15 protein-coding genes and 1 riboswitch are annotated in these 14,030 nt (G+C 68.0%); of the genes, 7 read left to right on the top strand and 8 right to left on the bottom strand.

Annotated features, from left to right (window positions below; all coding sequences use genetic code 11):
- Position 1: 1 nt before the first annotated feature.
- Positions 2-51, bottom strand: a riboswitch (SAM-SAH riboswitch).
- A 33-nt stretch (positions 52-84) separates the two neighbouring features.
- From lnt to miaB, 5 genes are all read right to left on the bottom strand, one after another.
- Positions 85-1,611, bottom strand: a complete 1,527-nt coding sequence (gene lnt / locus OEZ60_RS12860) for an apolipoprotein N-acyltransferase (RefSeq protein WP_263336787.1) — start codon at positions 1,609-1,611, stop codon at positions 85-87.
- Between the two features lie 5 nt (positions 1,612-1,616).
- Complete coding sequence (locus tag OEZ60_RS12855; protein ID WP_263336960.1) at positions 1,617-2,504, bottom strand: hemolysin family protein; 888 nt, start codon at positions 2,502-2,504, stop codon at positions 1,617-1,619.
- A gap of 37 nt (positions 2,505-2,541) precedes the next feature.
- Entirely contained in the window at positions 2,542-3,048 is a 507-nt protein-coding gene (gene ybeY / locus OEZ60_RS12850; RefSeq protein WP_263336786.1) for an rRNA maturation RNase YbeY, read from the bottom strand.
- A complete protein-coding gene (locus tag OEZ60_RS12845; protein ID WP_263336784.1) occupies positions 3,032-4,051 on the bottom strand; it encodes a PhoH family protein in 1,020 nt (339 codons plus the stop codon). Before OEZ60_RS12845 ends, ybeY begins: the two co-directional genes overlap by 17 nt.
- Before the next feature lie 169 nt (positions 4,052-4,220).
- The gene (miaB, locus tag OEZ60_RS12840; RefSeq protein ID WP_263336783.1) at positions 4,221-5,543 is read right to left on the bottom strand and encodes a tRNA (N6-isopentenyl adenosine(37)-C2)-methylthiotransferase MiaB; all 1,323 of its coding nucleotides are present in this window, start codon (positions 5,541-5,543) and stop codon (positions 4,221-4,223) included.
- Between the two features lie 127 nt (positions 5,544-5,670).
- On the opposite strand from miaB, the gene OEZ60_RS12835 reads away from it, so the two are divergent.
- A complete protein-coding gene (locus OEZ60_RS12835; RefSeq protein WP_263336781.1) occupies positions 5,671-6,540 on the top strand; it encodes a hypothetical protein in 870 nt (289 codons plus the stop codon).
- A gap of 70 nt (positions 6,541-6,610) precedes the next feature.
- Here the strand turns inward: OEZ60_RS12835 and OEZ60_RS12830 are convergent, their stop codons facing one another.
- Entirely contained in the window at positions 6,611-7,261 is a 651-nt protein-coding gene (locus OEZ60_RS12830; protein WP_263336779.1) for a DUF1236 domain-containing protein, read from the bottom strand.
- 357 nt (positions 7,262-7,618) lie between these two features.
- Positions 7,619-8,035 (bottom strand): iron response transcriptional regulator IrrA, encoded by a 417-nt coding sequence (gene irrA / locus OEZ60_RS12825; protein WP_263336777.1) that lies wholly within the window; start codon positions 8,033-8,035, stop codon positions 7,619-7,621.
- Between the two features lie 168 nt (positions 8,036-8,203).
- Here irrA and fabA point away from each other — a divergent pair, with 168 nt between their 5' ends.
- Genes fabA through OEZ60_RS12810 form a run of 3 tightly spaced genes read left to right on the top strand, consistent with a single transcriptional unit; the run spans position 8,204 to position 10,760 of the window.
- Positions 8,204-8,713 (top strand): bifunctional 3-hydroxydecanoyl-ACP dehydratase/trans-2-decenoyl-ACP isomerase, encoded by a 510-nt coding sequence (fabA, locus tag OEZ60_RS12820; protein ID WP_263336775.1) that lies wholly within the window; start codon positions 8,204-8,206, stop codon positions 8,711-8,713.
- Between the two features lie 22 nt (positions 8,714-8,735).
- Positions 8,736-9,965, top strand: a complete 1,230-nt coding sequence (gene fabB / locus OEZ60_RS12815; RefSeq protein ID WP_263336773.1) for a beta-ketoacyl-ACP synthase I — start codon at positions 8,736-8,738, stop codon at positions 9,963-9,965.
- A gap of 6 nt (positions 9,966-9,971) precedes the next feature.
- Positions 9,972-10,760 (top strand): enoyl-ACP reductase FabI, encoded by a 789-nt coding sequence (locus OEZ60_RS12810; protein WP_263336770.1) that lies wholly within the window; start codon positions 9,972-9,974, stop codon positions 10,758-10,760.
- A 15-nt stretch (positions 10,761-10,775) separates the two neighbouring features.
- Here OEZ60_RS12810 and OEZ60_RS12805 read toward each other — a convergent pair whose 3' ends face one another.
- On the bottom strand, positions 10,776-11,357 hold the full coding sequence (locus OEZ60_RS12805; protein ID WP_263336767.1) for a hypothetical protein: 582 nt from the start codon (positions 11,355-11,357) through the stop codon (positions 10,776-10,778).
- Positions 11,358-11,538: 181 nt separating this feature from the next.
- On the opposite strand from OEZ60_RS12805, the gene OEZ60_RS12800 reads away from it, so the two are divergent.
- From OEZ60_RS12800 to OEZ60_RS12790, 3 genes are read left to right on the top strand one after another with little or no spacing between them, the layout of a single operon-like run.
- Complete coding sequence (locus OEZ60_RS12800; RefSeq protein ID WP_263336765.1) at positions 11,539-12,222, top strand: haloacid dehalogenase type II; 684 nt, start codon at positions 11,539-11,541, stop codon at positions 12,220-12,222.
- The gene (locus OEZ60_RS12795; RefSeq protein ID WP_263336762.1) at positions 12,219-13,046 is read left to right on the top strand and encodes an alpha/beta fold hydrolase; all 828 of its coding nucleotides are present in this window, start codon (positions 12,219-12,221) and stop codon (positions 13,044-13,046) included. The genes OEZ60_RS12800 and OEZ60_RS12795 overlap by 4 nt, the downstream gene beginning before the upstream one ends.
- Positions 13,043-14,020 (top strand): threonine ammonia-lyase, encoded by a 978-nt coding sequence (locus OEZ60_RS12790; protein ID WP_263336759.1) that lies wholly within the window; start codon positions 13,043-13,045, stop codon positions 14,018-14,020. Before OEZ60_RS12795 ends, OEZ60_RS12790 begins: the two co-directional genes overlap by 4 nt.
- The last annotated feature ends 10 nt before the right edge of the window (positions 14,021-14,030 follow it).

Below are 14,030 nucleotides of genomic sequence, written 5' to 3'. Positions count from 1 at the left end.
GTGCTCCATTGGGATGATCCCCGCCACGCCAGGAAGCCGTTGTGACGGTTCGACGGAACTTCCTATCCCCACGTGCCCGCGCGGTCAATCCGATTGTCGGCGCCGCGCAGCACCAAGCGCGACAAGTCCGAGCCCGAGGAGGATCGCCATCGGCAGATCGCCGGTCCGCGCATAGGGCGTCGGCGCCAGCGCCGCCGGTACCTCGGTGTCGAGCACGCCCTCGGTATTGAGAGGCAGGCTGTCCAGCACCCGGCCCTTGGCGTCGATCACCGCGGTCACGCCTGTATTGGCCGCGCGCAGGAGCGGCAAGCCCTGTTCCACCGCGCGGAGGCGTGCTTGTGCATAATGCTGATAGGGGCCGGCGACATTGCCGAACCAGGCGTCGTTGGTGACCTGCAGCACCCAGTCGGCGCGCTCCGGCGCCGCGCGCAGATCCTGCGGGAAGACCGCCTCGTAGCAGATCAGCGGCAGCACCTTGCCGGCCCGGCCGAGGTCCATGACCTGCGCGCCGGGGCCGGGGGAATAGCCGTTGCCCTCGCGCGCGGCGAAAGCGGAGATGCCGAACTCGGCCATCATGTCGCCGTAGGGAATGTATTCGCCGAAGGGGACGAGGTGCCACTTGTCATAGACCGCGTGGACCTCGCCCATGCCATCGGCGGCGGCGAGGCTGTTGAAGTAGCGCATTCCCTCGACGCGCTGGATCCCGACGGCCGCCGGCACGCCGCCGGAGGCTTCCGCGATCCGCGCGAAGAGCCCGCCGGCATCGTCGAGCAGGAACGGCACCGCGGTCTCCGGCCAGACCACGAGGTCGAGCGGCGCCGCGGCGGGTTCGGCGGTCTGCGCCATCTGGCGGTCGAGAAAGATGCGCCACATGTCGCCGCGCCATTTCAGCGCCTGCGCGGCGTTGGGCTGGATCAGCCGCACCCGGATCGGCTGGTCGCGCTGCGGCTCGGGTGCCGCGAGGCGGACGGCGCCCGCGGCCCAGACCGCGCCGATGGCGAGAACCGCGAGCGCGGCGAGGCCCGCGCGGGTCGCGGGCCGTCTGCCGAGCATCGGCAGCGCGGCGGCGAAGGTCGCGAGCGCACTCAAGCCGATCGGGCCGGTGAAAGCCGCGGCCTGCATGACCGGCGTACCGATCCAGATGTGGCCGACGAGCGCCCAGGGAAAGCCGGTGAAGATGTAGCCGCGCAGGAGGTCGGTCGCGGCAAGGCCGAGCGCGAAGCCGATGGCACGGGTCGCCGGGCCGCGCCCGAGCGCCGCGACGCCGCCCGCGAGCGCCCAGAAAAGCGCCATGCCGAAGGCCATGAAGACAAGCGCGAAGGGCGCCATCCAGCCGTCGCGCGCGGCGTCGATCTGGAACGGCTCGACGATCCAGAAGAGGCCCGCGGCGAAATAGCCCGCCCCGCCGATCCAGCCGAGCCAGACCATCCGCGGCCCGCACCGTTCCGCGGCAATGAGCGCGGTGAGAACCCCGAGGGCGGGCAGCGCGACCCACCAGAGGTCCCACGGCGCCTGGCCCATGGCGACGCCCGCGCCGAGCAGGGCGGCGAGGGCGAGGCGACGGATATCGGGGCGGGCCGCGCGCCCGGACTGGCGGCCGGTCTGGGTCATCATCGTCAGGGCATGGCCTGCGGCAGGCGGACGCGCAGCCGCTTGATACGGCGCGGGTCGGCGTCGATCACCTCGAACTCGGCGCCGCTGTCATGCGGGATCACCTCGCCGCGCGCCGGAACCCGGCCCGCGAGCATGAAGACGAGGCCGCCGAGCGTGTCGAACTCGTCCTCTTCCTCCTCGGTGGCGAGCTTTGTGCCGATCGCCGCCTCGAACTCCGGCAGCGGGGCGCGGGACTGGACAATGTACTGGCCAGGCTTCTCCTCGGTCCAGAGCCCGTCCTCGGAGGTGTCGTGCTCGTCCTCGATCTCGCCGATCACGGTCTCGATCAGGTCCTCGATCGTCACCAGCCCGTCGACGCCGCCATATTCATCGATCACCAGCGCCATGTGGATGCGCTCCGACTGCATCTTCTGGAGGAGAATCCCGATCGGCATCGAGGGCGGCGCGTAGAGCAGCGGCCGCAGCATCTTGCGCAAGTTGAAGCGCGGTTTCGGTTCGGTGAACGCCTGGTCGAGCGCCAGATCCTTGAGGTGGATGAGCCCGAGCGGGCTGTCGAGCGTGCCCTTGAAGACCGGTAGCCGCGAGAAGCCCGATTCGCGGAAATTGCCGACGACGTCGTCGAGCGAGGCGGTCACCGGGACCGCGACGATCTCGGCCTTGGGGATGGCGACGTCCTCGACGCGCATCCGGCGCAGGTTGCCAAGACCGGGCAGCCGAGGGCTCGCGGCGGCGCTGGAGGCCGCCTCGCGAGGTTCGGCCTCTGCGTCGGCATCGGTCTCAGGAGGAGAGAAGGCATCGATGATCCGGCCGAAAAAGCCGCGTTGCCCGCTACTGTCGGAGGGGTCGGGCGCGTCCTGCGCCATGGTAGACCCGTCTAAGCTGTCGCCCATCGTTCCTTTCCAGTTTGCCCGGCCGAGTGCGGCCGGTTCAGTCATATGGGTTTGCGATACCCATTTTTGCAAGGATTCGGATTTCAGTCGACTCCATCAGTTCCGCATCGCCGTCGCGGACGTGATCGTAGCCGAGCAGATGCAGGACGCCGTGGACCAGAAGATGGGTGACGTGATCGGCCAGCGGCTTGTCCTGTTCGGCCGCCTCGCGCTCGCAGGTCTCCCAAGCGATGGCGATGTCGCCCAGCTCCTCGGCCATCCCCTCCGGTCCCGGCTCGGGCGGCACCGGCAGGTCGCCGTCCTCTTCGGCCGCGCGCTCCTCGGCGGGCCAAGAGAGCACGTTCGTCGGCTTCGGCTTGCCGCGAAAATCGGCGTTGAGCTCGGCGATGCGGGCGTCGTCGCAGCCGAGAAGGCTGATCTCGAACCCGGTCTCGCTCAGGCCAAGCTCGGCGAAGCTTGCCCTTGCCACACGTTCCGCAAGCCCGGCGAGCCCGACGGCATGCCAGCGCGAATCCTCGATCAAAGTGTCAACCAGCGGCTCCATCGTCGCGGTCATAGGCCTCGATGATGCGCGCGACAAGCGCGTGGCGCACAACGTCCTTCGCGGTGAAGTAGTTGAAGCTCACGCCCTCGACCCCTGCAAGGATGCGTTCGGCGTCGGTCAGGCCCGAGGCGGTGCCGCGCGGCAGGTCGATCTGGGTGCGGTCGCCGGTGATCACCATGCGGCTGCCCTCGCCAAGCCGGGTGAGGAACATCTTCATCTGCATGGTGGTGGCGTTCTGCGCCTCGTCGAGCACCACGAAGGCATTGGACAGCGTCCGTCCACGCATGAAGGCGAGAGGAGCGATCTCGATCCGCTTCTCCTCCATCAGCTTGATGACCTGCTTGGCCGGAAGGAAGTCGTTCAGCGCGTCGTAGAGCGGCTGCATGTAGGGGTCGACCTTCTCCTTCATGTCACCGGGCAGGAAGCCAAGCCGCTCGCCCGCCTCGACGGCCGGGCGCGACAGGATGATCCGGTCGACATGGCCGCCGATCAGCATGGTAACGCCGACAGCGACGGCGAGGTAGGTCTTGCCGGTGCCCGCGGGGCCGATGCCGAAGGCCATCTCGTGCGAGAAGAGGTTCTTTACATAGGCCTTCTGGGCCTCGGTCCGGGGTTCGATCTGCTTCTTGCGGGTGCGGATCTCGAACTTGCCGCCGGCGAACATCTCGAGCTGCTCGTCGAGGCTCGCCGGGACCGCGGTGGCGCCTTCGCCCATGCGGATCGCCGCGTCGATCTCGCCCGCGTCGATCGGGCGGCCGGTTTCGAGCTTTCCGTAGAGCGTCTGGAGGACCGCTGCGGCAAGGCCGCGCGCCTGGGCGCTTCCCACCACCGCGACATGGTTGCCGCGGCGCAGGATGTGGACCCCCAACTGATGCTCGATCTGTGCCAGATTGCGGTCGAATTCGCCGCACAGGTCGATCAGGAGCCGATTGTCGGAAAATTCCAGAAGGGTCTCGTGCAGGTCTTCCGGACGCGGCGGCGGGGTCAAGGCGCTGATGCCCAAGCAAGTCTCCTTTGACTGGAGGTCCTCTACAAATGGTGCCTCTGGTTCTCCATTAACGCAAGTATTGACGACGAATATGTGTTCGAGTGTGACAGATTCCGTGTCACATCGTGATTCAGCCGGATATTTCGCCGCGTTTCCCGGCGCGCCTGCCGGGGCAATGCGCCGGTCACTCCGCCGCGATCTCGCCCGCGAGAGAATTCGGGGCGGAGGCGGTGATTCTCACCCGCCGGATCTCTCCCGGCGCCGCGTCGGTCCTGACATGCACGGCATGGAGATAGTCGGACTTGCCGACCATCTGGCCCTTCAGCCGTCCGGGCTTTTCGAAGAGCACCGAGACCTCGCGTCCGACCATCGCCTCTTGCGCCGCGCGTTGCTGCCCGGTGATCAGCGCCTGCAGCGTCTGGAGCCGGGCGTCGGCGATCTCGGCCGGGACGGGGAGCTTTTCCGCCGCCGGCGTGCCGGGACGGGCGGAATACTTGAACGAATAGGCCATGCCGTAGTTGACGGCGCGGATCAGCGCCATCGTGGCGTCGAAATCGGCATCCGTCTCGCCGGGGAAGCCGACGATGAAGTCGCCCGACATCATCATGTCCGGTCGCGCCGCGCGGATCTTCTCGATCAGTCGCAGATAGTCGTCGGCCGTGTGCTTGCGCGCCATCGCCTTGAGGATGCGGTCGGAACCTGACTGCACCGGCAGGTGCAGGTAGGGCATGAGCTTGGCCTCCTCGCCATGGGCGGCGATGAGGTCGTCCTCCATGTCATTCGGATGCGAGGTGGTGTAGCGGATCCGCTCCAGCCCATCGACCTTCGCGAGCTCCCGTACCAGCCGGGCGAGCGACCAGTCGCCGTCAGGCCCGGCCCCGTGATAGGCGTTGACGTTCTGGCCAAGGAGCGTGATCTCGCGCACGCCCTTCTCGACGAGGCCGCGCGCCTCTTTCATGATCCGCTCGGCCGGGCGCGAGACCTCGGAGCCGCGGGTATAGGGCACCACGCAGAAAGCGCAGAACTTGTCGCAGCCCTCCTGCACGGTAAGGAACGCTGTCGGTCGCATCGCCGCCTTCGGCCGCTCGGGCAAGTGATCGAACTTGTCCTCCTCGGGGAAGTCGGTGTCGACGGTCTTCTCGCCGGCGTCCGCCGCCTTCGCCATCGCCGGCAGGCGGTGGTAGCTCTGCGGTCCGACGACGAGGTCGACGAGCGGCATCCGCTTCAGGATCTCCTCGCCTTCGGCCTGCGCGACGCATCCCGCGACGCCGATCTTCAGATCGGGCTTGGCGAGCTTCAGCGGACGCAGGCGCCCGAGGTCGGAATAGACCTTCTCGGCGGCCTTCTCGCGGATGTGGCAGGTGTTGAGAAGCACCATGTCGGCCTCTTCGGCCACCTCGGTCGTGACATAGCCCTCGGCGCCCATGGCCTCGGCCATGCGCTCGCTGTCATAGACGTTCATCTGACAGCCGTAGGTCTTGATGTAGAGCTTCTTCGGCGCGGACATGGCGGACTTCCTGCGGGATCGGCGGTTCCTAACGCAAACCGCGTCCGCCCGCAATCGCCGGGGCGGCTTGCATTCGCCGCGCCCCTGCTCAAATCTGCGCCCGCTTCGATGCCGGACGGGACTGCCGATGATTTTCGCCTCGCTCAACGACTTCCTCTCCCGGGGCCGCCCGCTTCTCGCCCGCGGCCCCGTCGCGCTGATCTTCGCCGAGGACGCGGTGGAGATTGCCTCGACCGTCGATCACCACGCGAAGGCGGGCTTCGCCGGGGTCATCGTGTTCCTCTCTGCCGACATCGAGATCCCGGCCGAGGCCGAGACGGCGGCGCACTGGGTCCGCCACGAGCGCCGCGCCGGCGAGGGGATCGCGCCGGTCGTGAACGCGATCATCGCCGCCGCGCCGCCGACCGTCTGGTTCTACTACTGCTACAATGCCGAGTACCTGTTCTTCCCGTTCTGCGAGCACCGGTCGGTCCGCGAACTGCTGACCTTCCATGCCGAGGAGCGCCGCGACGCGATGCTTTGCTACGTCGTCGACCTCTACGCGCCCGATCTCGGCCGGTTCCCCAATGCGGTCAGCCGCGAGGAGGCGATGCTCGACCAGTCGGGCTACTACGCGCTTTCGCGGCATGACCCGGCGGCGGGAAGGCCGAAGGACCGCCAGCTCGACTTCTTTGGCGGCCTGCGCTGGCGCTTCGAGCAGCACGTCCCGTGGGACCGGCGCAAGATCGACCGGATCGCGCTGTTCCGCGCGCAGCCTGGGCTGCAGCTTCGCGATGATCACACCTTCAACATCGAGGAGTGCAACACCTACGCCTGCGAGTGGCACAACAACCTGACCGCGGTAATCGCCTCGTTCAGGACGGCGAAGGCGCTGAAGACCAATCCCGCGTCGGCCGCCCAGATCGAAAGCTTCGTATGGCACAACTCGGCCCGGTTCGACTGGCATTCGCAGCAGCTGATGGACCTCGGGCTGATGGAGCCCGGCCAGTGGTTCTGACCTTGCGCGGCCGATGAAGAAAAGGCGACCCCGCGAGGGGGCCGCCTTCCGTATCGCGACGAGGGGGGCGTCAGCGAACGATGTGGACGATGGTGCGGTCGGCCGAGTTCAGAACCACCGGCACGCCGTTCACATAGGCGTAGGAGTACTCGCTCTCCGGCACCGGATGGATCGTCACGGTCTCCGGAATACCGGCGCCCACGACGACTTCGCCGTCCAGATAGACATATTCGACGGGATGTTCGGTGACGTAGGTCGTCACGGTTTCGCCCGGATCGGCCATGCCCCCGGTCGCGGCTCCGGCGACGGCGCCCACGGCCGCGCCCGGAGGGCCGGCGATCAGCGCGCCGGCCACGGCGCCCATCGCGCCGACGATGGCGGCGGAACGTTCGCTCGTGTCCTCGTGGACAACGGTTTTGACTTCCGTCTTGGCGCGATCCACGGTGAGCACCGCCATCTCTTCGCCGACCTTCGTCGTCAGGTAGTCACCGTATGCCCAGCCGGTTTGACCGTCGAAGGTGACCTGACACCAGTTTGCGGCGTCGACGCACCCTTCGACCTCGACCGTGGCGTTGGCGGGGATAACGGCCGAGACGATATAGTTCGGACCCGGACCCATCCGCAGGTTGAGATCCGTGGTAGCGGTCGACTCCATCGCCATCGCGGCACCCGAACCGAGTAGTCCGACAATGCCGGTGGTCACTGCAAGCGTTCTGAACATCATAATCTCCTTTTCAGGTCACTTTCGGCGCCCGTCGAGCCCGCGATGTGCAGACTTCCCGGCCGCTCAGCGAATGAACGCAGCCGGATGTGCGAAGTTCCCCGAGCTGTTCGGGAAATCATTGTCAGATCGGCGAAAATCCGCCTTCCCGACCGCGAGTAGCGATGTTCGCGTGTCGGATCTAACCTGTCGGGTCGGTCCCGCGAGCTTCTGATGCCGCTGCGTGGAGTAGGGCGGACGCGCCGTTATGGCGGCAGGGCTTGACTCCGCCAGACCCCTGCCGTCGGATTCAGGCAATGACGTCGCAATGCGTTCCGTAGGGGCGCACCCGTCGGAGGTGCCGGTAGCCGGTCGCGCTCAGCTTTTCCTGAGCCGGATCACCACATCGACCCGCGACAGTTCCGCGCCCTCGGGCAGGTCCGGAAGCCTCGCGATCTCAAGATCCTCGACCGGCGCGTCGACGAGCCGGCCCTCCTCCTCCCAGAAGAAGTGCGGGTGATCGTCGAGCCGCGTGTCGAAATAGCTGCGCGAGCCGTCCACCGAGATCTCGTTGATCAGCCCGGCCTCGCAGAAGGCGCGGAGCGTGTTGTACACGGTCGCCAGCGAGACCGGCTCGCCCGCGGCACTCGCGGCGGCATGCAGGCTCTCGGCGGTGACGTGGCGGTCCTTGCCGTCGCCCACGAGCAGCGTCGCCAGCGACAGCCGTTGGCGCGTCGGCCTCAGCCCCGCCCGCGCCAGCCAGCGCGTTCCGCGTTTCGCCGCAAGTGTCTCCATTGCAACCGTCCGGGTCCAGTCGTCCTCGCAAAGGGATATATAGGCCGCGGGAGCCGCGGTTTTCAATCGGTTTCGCGGCCCTGCGCCCACCAGCCAGCGCCCTTGCCCTGAGCCCGAACCGGGTGTTAGAGGGGGCTGATACGGAATTGCCAGATGGGGACAGGCAGCATGGCCGGATATCCGACGAGCTTCGACAAGGAAGAGCTGCTCAAATGCGCGCGCGGCGAGCTCTTCGGTCCGGGCAACGCCCAGCTCCCCGAGCCGCCGATGCTGATGATGGACCGGATCACCGACATCTCCGCCGATGGCGGCGAGCACGGCAAGGGTCATGTTGTTGCCGAATTCGACATCACGCCGGACCTCTGGTTCTTCTCCTGCCACTTCCCCGGCAACCCGATCATGCCGGGCTGCCTCGGTCTCGACGGGCTCTGGCAGCTCACCGGGTTCAACCTCGGCTGGCGCGGCTGGGAAGGTCGCGGCTATGCGCTCGGCGTGGGCGAAGTGAAGCTCACCGGCATGGTGCGGCCCGACCGCAAGATGATCCGCTACTACGTCGATTTCACCAAGGCCGTGCAGACCCGCCGCCTGACGATGGGCGTGGCCGACGGACGCGTTGAAGCGGATGGCGAGACCATTTATCTCGTGAAGGACATGAAGGTCGCGCTCTCGGCGAGCTGACCCCCAAGAAAGGAGTGCGCCTATGCGCCGCGTCGTCATCACCGGGATCGGGATCGTCTCGCCCATCGGCAACAATGCCGCCGAGGTGGAAGCGTCCCTGCGCGCCGGCAAGTCGGGCATCGTGTTCGCCCCGGAATACGCCGAGCACGGTTTCCGCAGCCAGGTTCACGGCATGCCGCAAATCGTGCTCGAGGATCACATCGACAAGCGCAACCTGCGCTTCATGGGGCCGGGGGCGGCCTACAACTTCCTCGCCATGGAACAGGCGATCGCCGACAGCGGGCTCGAGGAAAGCGACGTCTCTAACGAACGCACCGGCCTCGTGATGGGCTCGGGCGGGCCGTCCACCTCGAACTTCTTCGAGGCGCACCGGATCGTCATCGAGAAAGGTGCGCCGAAGCGGATGGGGCCGTTCATGGTGACCCGCTGCATGTCGTCGACGAACTCGGCCTGCCTCGCCACGCCGTTCAAGATCAAGGGCGTGAACTATTCGATCACCTCGGCCTGCTCGACCAGCGCCCATTGCATCGGCAACGGCACCGAGCTGATCCAGATGGGCAAGCAGGACATCGTCTTCGCCGGCGGCGGCGAGGAGCTTGACTGGACGCTGTCGTGCCTCTTCGACGCGATGGGCGCGATGTCGTCGAAGTACAACGACGCGCCGGAAACCGCGTCGCGCACCTATGACGCCACACGCGACGGCTTCGTCATCGCCGGCGGCGGCGGAGTCGTGGTGCTGGAGGAACTCAGCCACGCGCTCGCCCGCGGCGCCAAGATCTACGGCGAGGTCACGGGCTACGGGGCCACCTCGGACGGCTACGACATGGTGGCTCCGTCCGGCGAGGGCGGCGAACGCTCGATGCGGCTCGCGCTCTCGACGCTGCCCGAGGGGCGCAAGATCGACTACATCAACTCGCACGGCACCTCGACGCCGGTCGGCGACGTGACCGAGATGGAGGCGATCCGGCGGATCTTCGGCAAGGGCTCGACTCCGCCCACGGCCTCGACGAAATCGCTCACCGGCCATTCGCTCGGCGCCACCGGGGTGCATGAGGCGATCTATTCGCTCCTGATGATGAACGGCGACTTCATCGCCGCCTCGGCCAACGTCACGACCCTCGACCCGGCCCTCGACCCGGCCGAGATCGTGACCGAACTGCGCGAGGGCGTGAAGCTCGACAGCGTCCTGTCGAACAGCTTCGGCTTCGGCGGCACCAACGCAACGCTCGTGATGAGCAAATATCTCGGGTGATGTGACATGGCCGGACTGATGCAGGGCAAGCGCGGCCTCGTCATGGGTGTCGCGAACGAGCGGTCGATCGCCTGGGGCATCGCCGCGGCGCTCGCGGCAGAGGGCGCGGAACTGGCCTTTTCCTACCAGGGCGAGGCCTTCGGCAAGCGGGTGGAGCCGCTCGCGGCCTCGGTGGGCTCGGACTTCCTCGTCGATGTCGACGTGACGAACGACGACAGCCTCGCCGCCTGTTTCGCGGCGCTGAAGGACCGCTGGGGGACGATGGACTTCCTCGTCCACGCCATCGCCTTTTCCGACAAGAACGAGCTGACGGGCCGGTTCATCAACACCAGCCGGACGAATTTCAAGCAGTCGCTCGACATCTCCTGCTTCTCGTTCATCGACGTGTCGCGGCGCGCGGCGGAGCTGATGCCCGAAGGCGGCAGCCTCGTTACGCTGACCTATGGCGGGTCGAACCGGGTGACGCCGAACTACAACGTGATGGGCGTCGCCAAGGCGGCGCTGGAAAGCGCCACGCGCTACCTCGCCAACGATCTCGGGCCGCAGAAGATCCGCGTCAACGCGATCTCGCCCGGCCCGATGAAGACGTTGGCCGGGGCCGCGATCGGCGGCGCGCGGGCCACCTTCCGCCATACCGAGGCCAATGCGCCGCTGCGCGCCAACGCGACGCTCGAGGCGATCGGCGGCACGGCGGTCTATCTCCTGTCGGACTATGGCGCCTGCACCACCGGCGAAATCGTCCGCGTGGATGGCGGCTACCACGTCCTCGGGATGCCGCAGCAGGACAATCTCTGATCCGGCACGGCCGGGCTACTTGCGCAGCGCCTTCCGCAGCCGGGCCGACTGGCTGCCGAAGGCCTCCGCGTCGCCGTAATCGACGAAGTCCGGATAGTGCTCGTGCGGCCCGTCCAGCCGCCGTGCATGCTTGATCGGGCACCAGTACTGCTCGGTCCGTGCGGCCACCTCGCGGATGTAGGACACGAGGCCGTTGCAATAGCTGCAATAGAGGCAGTTCAGCTTCTGGAGCCCGTTGAGATAGGCCAGGTGACGGTGGTCGAAGGCCATGTGGTCGGCGCGGCGGACCTTCTGGATGCCGTAGACCGGAAAGCAGATCGCCTGGTAGAGGCTGACCCAGAGATCGATGAGCACGAACGGCAGGATCAGCGAATAGACGACCGGGGCCGAGAGGATCACTGCGGGGCGCGCGGCGCGCAGGAAATCCCCCAGGCGCACGCGTGCGGCGCGGTGCTTTGCGCGGACGTCCTGCTCGAACACGACCCTGCCGCGCTCGTAGCGATAACGCAGATTGGCGCGGCGCTCGGCGAGGTCGCGTTCGATCTCGTCCTGCAGATCGGCCAGCGTGGCCTTCAGCTTTTCAAAGGCGGAAGCCATTTCCCGACCCTCCCGTCGCGGCTCGCCGGCCAGCTTGGCACCCGGACGTTCCCCGCGACGTGATCTGGGTCAACCCGCTCGCGGCGTGGCGGTCCGGGTGGCCGACGTGACGGAAGCTCTGCATTTGCGCCCTTGCTCCGGGCCGCATCGCGCGCCAGTCTGACGTGTGAAAGGAAGGGCCATGACAATCTCCGTCTGCATCTTCGACGCCTATGGCACGCTCTTCGACGTGAGCGCCGCGGCCCGCGTCGCCGCGTCCGAGCCAGGGCGCGAGGCGCTGGCCGGGCTCTGGCCCAGGCTCGCCGAGGACTGGCGGCGCAAGCAGCTCGAATACACCTGGCTCCGCGCGGTGATGGGGCGGCACACCGATTTCTGGACGGTGACGCAAGACGGTCTCGACTGGGCGCTGGAGGCGGCCGGTCTCGACGATCCGGATCTGCGCGAACGGCTTCTGGCGCTCTACTGGGAGCTTGCCGCCTACCCCGAGGTGCCGGCGATGCTCGCCCGGCTGAAACAGGCCGGGCAGGGCGCCGCGATCCTCTCGAACGGCTCGCCCGAGATGCTCGCCGCCGCGGTGCGCTCGGCGGGTGTCGGAGAGTTTCTCGACGACACGCTCTCGGTCGAGAGCGTCGGCGTCTTCAAGCCCGATCCGCGGGTCTACCGGATGGTGACCGAGCGGTTCGCCTGCCGCCCGGACGAGGTGCTCTTCGCCTCCTCGAACGGCTGGGACGTGGCGGCGGCGGCGGCCTTCGGCTTCCGCACCGCCTGGGTCAACCGGGCCGGTGCGCCGGTGGACCGGCTGCCCGGACGCCCGCATCACATCCTCACCGACCTCAGCCAGATTCCGGATCTCGCCACAGCATGACCCTCCAGCATTTCACCGCCTCCGACGGCGCCCGGCTTTCCTATCGCGACGAGGGCGGGGGCCTGCCGGTCCTCTGTCTCGCCGGGCTCACGCGGTCCTCGACCGATTTCGACTTCCTCGCGCCGCACCTTCCCGACGTGCGGCTGATCCGTGCCGACTATCGCGGCCGGGGCGGGTCGGAATGGACCGGGGCCGCGACCTATACGGTCGAGCGCGAGGCGAAGGATGCGCTCGAACTGCTCGACCATCTCGGGCTCGACCGCGTGGCGCTCATCGGCACATCGCGCGGCGGGCTCATTGGCATGGTGCTCGGGGCCACGGCGCGCGACCGGCTCCGCGGTCTCTGCCTTGTCGACATCGGGCCGGCGATCGAGCGAAGCGGGCTCGACAAGATCAAGGACTACGTCGGCCGCCACCCGGCCGCGAAGACGATGGACGAACTCGTCGCCCGGATGCCGCGCAACATGCCGGAGTTCGTGGACGTTCCGGCGACGCGCTGGCGCGCCTTCGCCGAACGGCTCTATGCCGAGGTGCCCGAGGGGCTTCACATCCGCTACGATCCCGAGCTGAGGACAAGCTTCCTCGCCGCCTTCGACGCGCCGCCCGCCGATCTCTGGCCGCTGTTCGACACCCTGGCGGGCCTGCCGCTGGCGCTGATCCGGGGCGCGAACTCGGACCTCCTCTCGAGCGGGACCACGGCCGAAATGCGCCGCCGACGTCCCGACATGGTTTTCGCCGATGTCCCGGACCGTGGCCACGTCCCCTTCCTCGACGAACCCGCGGCGCTCACGGCGATCCGCCACTGGCTGGAGAAGACCGCATGAACATCGAAATGATCGAGGCCGCCGCAGGTCGGCTCGCGGGCGAGGCGGTGCGGACGCCGCTGCTCAGTTCGCCGTTTCTCGACGAGGTCGCCGGGCGGCGGGTCTTCGTCAAGGCGGAATGCCTGCAGCAGACCGGCTCGTTCAAGTTCCGGGGCGGCTGGTCGGCGGTCTCGGCGCTGCCGCTCGACGAGCGGACGCAGGGTGTGATCGCCTTTTCCTCGGGCAACCATGCGCAGGGCGTGGCGCTCGCCGCGCGCCGTCACGGCGCCCCATGCGTGATCCTGATGCCGGCGGACGCGCCGCGGGTGAAGATCGACAACACCCGCGCCCTCGGCGCCGAGGTCGTGCTTTACGACCGCGCCACCGGTGACCGCGACGCGATTGGCGCGGCGCTCGCCGAGGCGCGCGGCCTGACGCTGATCAAGCCCTTCGACGAGCCGCTTGTGATCGCCGGGCAGGGCACGACCGGGCTCGAGATCGCAGAGCAGGCGGCCGAAGCCGGGATCGGCGCGGCCGACGTTCTGGTGCCCTGCGGCGGCGGCGGGTTGTCGTCGGGGATCGCGCTGGCGCTTCAGGCGAAGGCACCGGGCCTCAGGGTGCGGACCGTGGAGCCGGAGGGCTTCGACGACGTGAAACGCTCGCTGGAGGCGGGGGAGATCCTGCGCAACGAGCGCGGCTCGGGCTCGATCTGCGACGCGATCCTGACGCCCGCGCCGGGCCAGCTCACCTTCCCGATTCTCGCCCGGCTTGCCGGGCCTGGTCTTTCGGTCAGCGACGAGGAGGCGCTGGCGGCGATGGTCGCGGCCTTCAGCCGGCTGCACATCGTGCTTGAGCCGGGAGGCGCGGTCGCGCTCGCCGTCGCGCTGTTCCGGCCGGACACGGTGGAGGGGGAGGCGGTGATCGTCGTCGCCTCGGGCGGCAATGTCGACCCGGCGGCGTTCCGGAGCGCGCTCGGCCGGTTCGCGGGCGCCTGACGGCTGCCGG

Source organism: Albidovulum salinarum, from assembly GCF_025673475.1.
Lineage (GTDB): Bacteria > Pseudomonadota > Alphaproteobacteria > Rhodobacterales > Rhodobacteraceae > Albidovulum > Albidovulum salinarum.
This window is presented reverse-complemented; position numbering and strand designations above follow the sequence as displayed.

Bases quoted from the DNA above. Each gene is read 5' to 3' on its own strand.
- lnt (WP_263336787.1), bottom strand. From the start codon at position 1,611: ATGACCCAGACCGGCCGCCAGTCCGGGCGCGCGGCCCGCCCCGATATC.
- OEZ60_RS12855 (WP_263336960.1), bottom strand. From the start codon at position 2,504: ATGGGCGACAGCTTAGACGGGTCTACCATGGCGCAGGACGCGCCCGAC.
- ybeY (WP_263336786.1), bottom strand. From the start codon at position 3,048: ATGGAGCCGCTGGTTGACACTTTGATCGAGGATTCGCGCTGGCATGCC.
- miaB (WP_263336783.1), bottom strand. From the start codon at position 5,543: ATGTCCGCGCCGAAGAAGCTCTACATCAAGACCTACGGCTGTCAGATG.
- OEZ60_RS12835 (WP_263336781.1), top strand. From the start codon at position 5,671: ATGATTTTCGCCTCGCTCAACGACTTCCTCTCCCGGGGCCGCCCGCTT.
- OEZ60_RS12830 (WP_263336779.1), bottom strand. From the start codon at position 7,261: ATGTTCAGAACGCTTGCAGTGACCACCGGCATTGTCGGACTACTCGGT.
- irrA (WP_263336777.1), bottom strand. From the start codon at position 8,035: ATGGAGACACTTGCGGCGAAACGCGGAACGCGCTGGCTGGCGCGGGCG.
- fabA (WP_263336775.1), top strand. From the start codon at position 8,204: ATGGCCGGATATCCGACGAGCTTCGACAAGGAAGAGCTGCTCAAATGC.
- fabB (WP_263336773.1), top strand. From the start codon at position 8,736: ATGCGCCGCGTCGTCATCACCGGGATCGGGATCGTCTCGCCCATCGGC.
- OEZ60_RS12810 (WP_263336770.1), top strand. From the start codon at position 9,972: ATGGCCGGACTGATGCAGGGCAAGCGCGGCCTCGTCATGGGTGTCGCG.
- OEZ60_RS12805 (WP_263336767.1), bottom strand. From the start codon at position 11,357: ATGGCTTCCGCCTTTGAAAAGCTGAAGGCCACGCTGGCCGATCTGCAG.
- OEZ60_RS12800 (WP_263336765.1), top strand. From the start codon at position 11,539: ATGACAATCTCCGTCTGCATCTTCGACGCCTATGGCACGCTCTTCGAC.
- OEZ60_RS12795 (WP_263336762.1), top strand. From the start codon at position 12,219: ATGACCCTCCAGCATTTCACCGCCTCCGACGGCGCCCGGCTTTCCTAT.
- OEZ60_RS12790 (WP_263336759.1), top strand. From the start codon at position 13,043: ATGAACATCGAAATGATCGAGGCCGCCGCAGGTCGGCTCGCGGGCGAG.